Annotated in this window: 4 protein-coding genes; 1 reads left to right on the top strand and 3 read right to left on the bottom strand. The window is 71.3% G+C overall.

From position 1 onward, the window contains the following. Positions 1–59 precede the first annotated feature (59 nt). The 3 genes from purM to ACFU6K_RS30430 form a co-directional block, all read right to left on the bottom strand. Positions 60–1,145, bottom strand: a complete 1,086-nt coding sequence (gene purM, locus ACFU6K_RS30440) for a phosphoribosylformylglycinamidine cyclo-ligase (protein ID WP_049654082.1) — start codon at positions 1,143–1,145, stop codon at positions 60–62. 91 nt (positions 1,146–1,236) lie between these two features. Then, the gene (purF, locus tag ACFU6K_RS30435; RefSeq protein WP_049654084.1) at positions 1,237–2,820 is read right to left on the bottom strand and encodes an amidophosphoribosyltransferase; all 1,584 of its coding nucleotides are present in this window, start codon (positions 2,818–2,820) and stop codon (positions 1,237–1,239) included. Between the two features lie 264 nt (positions 2,821–3,084). Then, on the bottom strand, positions 3,085–3,930 hold the full coding sequence (locus ACFU6K_RS30430; protein ID WP_380668428.1) for a diacylglycerol kinase: 846 nt from the start codon (positions 3,928–3,930) through the stop codon (positions 3,085–3,087). 126 nt (positions 3,931–4,056) lie between these two features. Here ACFU6K_RS30430 and ACFU6K_RS30425 point away from each other — a divergent pair, with 126 nt between their 5' ends. Beyond that, positions 4,057–5,340 (top strand): adenylosuccinate synthase, encoded by a 1,284-nt coding sequence (locus ACFU6K_RS30425; protein WP_380668426.1) that lies wholly within the window; start codon positions 4,057–4,059, stop codon positions 5,338–5,340. Positions 5,341–5,353: the final 13 nt, after the last annotated feature.

Raw genomic sequence — 5,353 nt, 5'->3', positions numbered from 1 at the left:
CACGCGGAAGGGCCCCTCCGGAGCTCCGGAGGGGCCCTTCCGTCGTCTCACGGGCCGGGTCAGTTCGCCCGGAAGCCCTCGTAGGCGTTGTAGAGGGCCGCGCCGCCCTCGTGCTCCTCGCCGCGCTCGACGATGTCGCCGAGCAGCCAGGCCTCCACGCCGCGGTCCTCCAGGATCGACAGCACGGCGTCCACCGAGTGCGGCGGGACGACCGCGACCATGCCGACGCCCATGTTCAGCGTCTTCTCGATCTCCAGGGTGGCCACCTTGCCGACCTCGGCGACGGTCCGGAAGACCGGCAGCGGGGTCCAGGTGCCGCGGTCCAGGCGGGCGTGCAGGCCGTCCGGGACGACCCGGGCCAGGTTGGCCGCCAGGCCGCCGCCGGTGACGTGCGAGAAGGCGTGCACCTCGGTGGCGCGGGTGAGCGCCAGGCAGTCCAGCGAGTAGATCCGGGTCGGCTCCAGCAGTTCCTCGCCGAGCGTCCGGCCGAACTCCTCGACCTTGCGGTCCAGCTTCCAGCCGGCCTCGTTCAGCAGCACGTGGCGGACCAGCGAGTAGCCGTTGGAGTGCAGGCCGGAGGCCGCCATCGCGATCACCACGTCGCCGGCCCGGACCCGGTCCGCGCCGAGCAGCGCGTCGGCCTCCACCACACCGGTGCCGGCGCCCGCGACGTCGTACTCGTCCGGGCCCAGCAGGCCCGGGTGCTCGGCGGTCTCGCCGCCGACCAGGGCGCAGCCGGCCAGCGCGCAGCCCTCGGCGATGCCCTTGACGATCGCGGCGACCCGCTCCGGGACGACCTTGCCGACACAGATGTAGTCGGTCATGAACAGCGGCTCGGCGCCGCAGACCACCAGGTCGTCGACGACCATGCCGACCAGGTCGTGGCCGATGGTGTCGTGCTTGTCCATGGCGGCCGCGATGGCCACCTTGGTCCCCACGCCGTCGGTGGCCGAGGCCAGCAGCGGCCGCTCGTAGTTCTTGAAGGCGGACGCGTCGAAGAGGCCGGCGAAGCCGCCGAGACCGCCGACCACCTCGGGGCGGTTGGCCTTCTTCACCCACTGCTTCATGAGCTCGACGGCGCGGTCGCCCGCCTCGATGTCGACACCGGCGGCGGCGTAGGTGGCGCCGTTCTGGTTGGAGGTCACTGCGTGCGGCCCTCTCGGGTCTGGGGGTTCGGGTACTGCGGGGGTGGAACAGCGGTGGGGCCCCGGTTCGCGGGACCCCACCGTCGGTTCGTTACGGGCGGCGCAGCGCGTCGGCCGCGCCCGCCCCGCCGAGCAGCGACTGGACGCCGTCCAGGTCGCTGCCGCTGGTCGGCTTGCCGCGGACGGCCGGCGGCTGCTGGCCGCCCTTGATCTCGGCCTCCAGCAGGAGCTTGCCGAGCAGCGCCGGGTCCGGCAGCTCCATCGGGTACTCGCCGTCGAAGCAGGCCCGGCAGAGCCGGTCCTTGGGCTGCTTGGTGGCCTCGATCATGCCGTCGATCGAGATGTAGGAGAGCGAGTCCGCGCCGAGCGTGCGGCCGATCTCCTCGATGGTCATGCCGTTGGCGATCAGCTCCGCGCGGGTGGCGAAGTCGATGCCGAAGAAGCAGGGCCACTTCACCGGCGGCGAGGAGATCCGGATGTGCACCTCGGCGGCGCCGGCCTCGCGCAGCATCTTCACCAGCGCGCGCTGGGTGTTGCCGCGCACGATCGAGTCGTCCACGACCACCAGGCGCTTGCCGGCGATGACCTCGCGCAGCGGGTTGAGCTTGAGCCGGATGCCGAGCTGGCGGATGGTCTGGCTGGGCTGGATGAAGGTGCGGCCCACGTAGGCGTTCTTCACCAGGCCGGAGCCGTACGGGATGCCGCTGGCCTCGGCGTAGCCGATCGCGGCGGGGGTGCCGGACTCGGGCGTCGCTATCACCAGGTCGGCCTCGACGGGCGCCTCCTTGGCCAGCCGGCGGCCCATCTCCACGCGGGAGAGGTGCACGTTGCGGCCGGCGATGGAGGTGTCGGGGCGGGCCAGGTAGACGTACTCGAAGACGCAGCCCTTGGGCTTGGCCTCGGCGAACCGCGAGCTGCGCATGCCGTTCTCGTCGATGGCGATGAGCTCGCCCGGCTCGACCTCGCGGATGAAGGAGGCGCCGCAGATGTCCAGCGCCGCCGTCTCGGAGGCGACCACCCAGCCGCGCTCCAGCCGGCCGAGCACCAGCGGGCGGATGCCCTGCGGGTCACGGGCGGCGTAGAGGGTGTGCTCGTCCATGAAGACGAGCGAGAACGCGCCCTTGACCTTGGGCAGCACGACCTTGGCCGTCTCCTCGATGGAGAGGTCCGGGTGGCCGGCGAGCAGGGCCGTCACCAGGTCGGTGTCGTTGGTCGCGGCGTTCCGGCCGGAGCGCGAGACGTGCTCCTCGCCGGGCAGTTCGGCGACCATGGCCGCCAGTTCGGCGGTGTTCACCAGGTTTCCGTTGTGCCCGAGGGCCAGCGAACCGTGAACGGTCGCCCGGAAGGTCGGCTGGGCGTTCTCCCAGACCGAGGAACCGGTGGTCGAGTAGCGGGCGTGTCCGACGGCGATATGCCCGTGCAAGGACCCCAGCGAGGCCTCGTCGAAGACCTGGGAGACGAGCCCCATGTCCTTGAAGACGAGAATCTGGGAGCCGTTGCTCACTGCGATGCCCGCGGATTCCTGACCGCGGTGCTGCAGGGCGTAAAGGCCGAAGAACGTGAGCTTGGCGACCTCCTCGCCGGGAGCCCAGACACCGAAGACGCCACAAGCGTCCTGGGGGCCTTTCTCACCGGGAAGAAGATCGTGGTTGAGTCTTCCGTCACCACGTGGCACGCCTTCGAGTCTAGGGCAGTTGACCCGGGCTTCCGGACCCCGGGACTGCGGCTTTGTCCCGCGATCGCGAGTTAACGCGCGTAGACAAAACCCCTTACCGGCCCGGCATTTCGGGTGGGGGGAATTCCGGCGCGTGGCGGTTGGCCTTGCGGTTCGCGCCTGTTGGGGAGTTCGGTGTGCGCGGCGGCGGGGGTCGGGGCGCGGACGAACGTGAGCCTGCTCACCCGGGGTTCCTCCGCCGGTCACCCGCCGGTGGCCCGCTCGTCAGGCCGCCGGCAGCAGCAGGCCCCAGGCCCCCGGGTGCACCGTCCAGGTCCGGGCCCGGACCGGGCCGACCGGGTGGCCGTCCGCCTCGTAGCCGAAGCCGCGCCCGACCACCGAGACGCTCGCCGCCCGGGCGCGCACCAGGGCACCGGAGGCGGCGACCACCACCTCCATCTCGCCCGTCCCGTCCGAGGCGCCGGTCGGGAGCGTGACCTGGACCAGCCGGACCGGACGGTGGACGTCCGCGAGCAGCCGGCCGTCGGCCTCGACCCGGACCCGGGAGCCGTGGTCGGTGCCGTCCGGGGTGAGTGCGTTCGCCTGCTCGGCCGCAGCCAGTTTCGCCCATAGCGAACGCCAGCCACCCGGACGGCCCACCGGACGGCGCGCGGCCCCGCCGGTGATCCGCACCCCGCCCAGCGCCACCCCGCCGCCGTCGTCGACCAGCAGGTCCAGCCGGCGCGGCGCGCCCGAGAGCACCGCCCGCGCGGCCCGGACCGGCTCCCCCGGCACGCCGAGCGCGCGGGCCGCGACCAGTTCCTCCGAGCGGCCGACCGGAACCATCCCCACCGGTTCGTCGCCCAGCTCACGCTGGCGGTGCAGGGCCTGGAGCACCCGCTGCAGCGCGAAGTCGGAACCGATCACCACCGGTCGCCTCCGGCCCCGGTGCGAAAGCACCCGGTCGAGCTCGGTAGGGCTCTCCGGAAAGACCACCTTGACGTCCGCTCCCCCGCAGAGCACGTCCTTCGCGATCCGCACCGACTCGCCGTCGGTCTGCCGGGCCACCGGGTCGAGGAGCAGCAGGAGCGGCTCCGGGCCGCCGGTAGCAGGCGTGGACAGGGACGACACGACCGGTCCTTCCTCAGGTAATCTCTCGGTGCAAGAGCCCCTTGCGCCATTGCGCCAGGGGCTTCGTCTATCTCGGGGCAGACTGCGGCCTACGCAGGATGCCCCAACCGGAAGGGGTGTACGCCTGTGCCGGCACTCGTGCTCGTTGGCGCTCAGTGGGGAGACGAGGGCAAGGGGAAGGCCACCGACCTCCTCGGTGGCTCCGTGGACTACGTGGTCCGCTACCAGGGCGGCAACAACGCCGGTCACACGGTGGTCATCGGTGACCAGAAGTACGCCCTGCACCTGCTCCCCTCCGGCATCCTCAGCCCGAACGTGACGCCGGTGATCGGCAACGGCGTCGTGATCGACCCGGCCGTGCTGCTCTCCGAGCTGGCCGGCCTGAACGACCGCGGCATCGACACCTCCAAGCTGCTGATCTCGGGCAACGCCCACCTGATCACGCCGTACCACCGCACCCTGGACAAGGTCACCGAGCGCTTCCTCGGCAAGCGCCGGATCGGCACCACCGGCCGCGGCATCGGCCCGACCTACGCGGACAAGATCAACCGCGTCGGCATCCGGGTCCAGGACCTGTTCGACGAGTCGATCCTGCGCCAGAAGATCGAGGCGGCGCTGCACGACAAGAACCAGATCCTGGTCAAGCTGTACAACCGCCGCACCATCCCGGCCGACCTGGTGGTCGAGGAGTACCTGGGCTACGCGGAGAAGATCAAGCCCTTCCTCGCCGACACCACCCTCGTCCTGGACGAGGCCCTCAAGGCGAACAAGGTCGTCCTGCTGGAGGGCGGCCAGGGCACCCTGCTCGACGTCGACCACGGCACGTACCCCTTCGTGACCTCGTCGAACCCGACCGCGGGCGGCGCCTGCACCGGCGCCGGCATCGGCCCGACCAAGATCGACCGGGTCATCGGCATCCTCAAGGCCTACACCACCCGCGTCGGCTCCGGCCCGTTCCCGACCGAGCTGCTCGACGAGGACGGCGAGGCGCTGCGCCGGATCGGTGGCGAGCGCGGTGTCACCACCGGCCGCGACCGCCGCTGCGGCTGGTTCGACGCCGTCATCGCGCGCTACGCGACCCGGGTCAACGGCCTCACCGACTTCTTCCTCACCAAGCTGGACGTGCTGACCGGCTGGGAGCAGATCCCGGTCTGCGTCGCGTACGAGATCGACGGCAAGCGCGTCGAGGAGCTCCCCTACAACCAGTCGGACTTCCACCACGCCAAGCCGATCTACGAGACGCTGCCGGGCTGGACCGAGGACATCAGCAAGGCGAAGACCTTCGCCGAGCTGCCGAAGAACGCCCAGGCGTACGTGAAGGCGCTGGAGGAGATGTCGGGCGCGCCGATCTCGGCCATCGGCGTCGGCCCGGGCCGCGACGAGACGATCCAGATCAACTCGTTCATCTGAGCCTGATCCTCGG

Origin of the sequence: Kitasatospora sp. NPDC057512 (assembly GCF_042802135.1) — a bacterium.
In the GTDB taxonomy this organism is placed as follows: Bacteria; Actinomycetota; Actinomycetes; order Streptomycetales; family Streptomycetaceae; genus Kitasatospora.
Note: the sequence above shows the minus strand (reverse complement) of the source record. Positions and strands in the feature narration are given on the sequence as shown.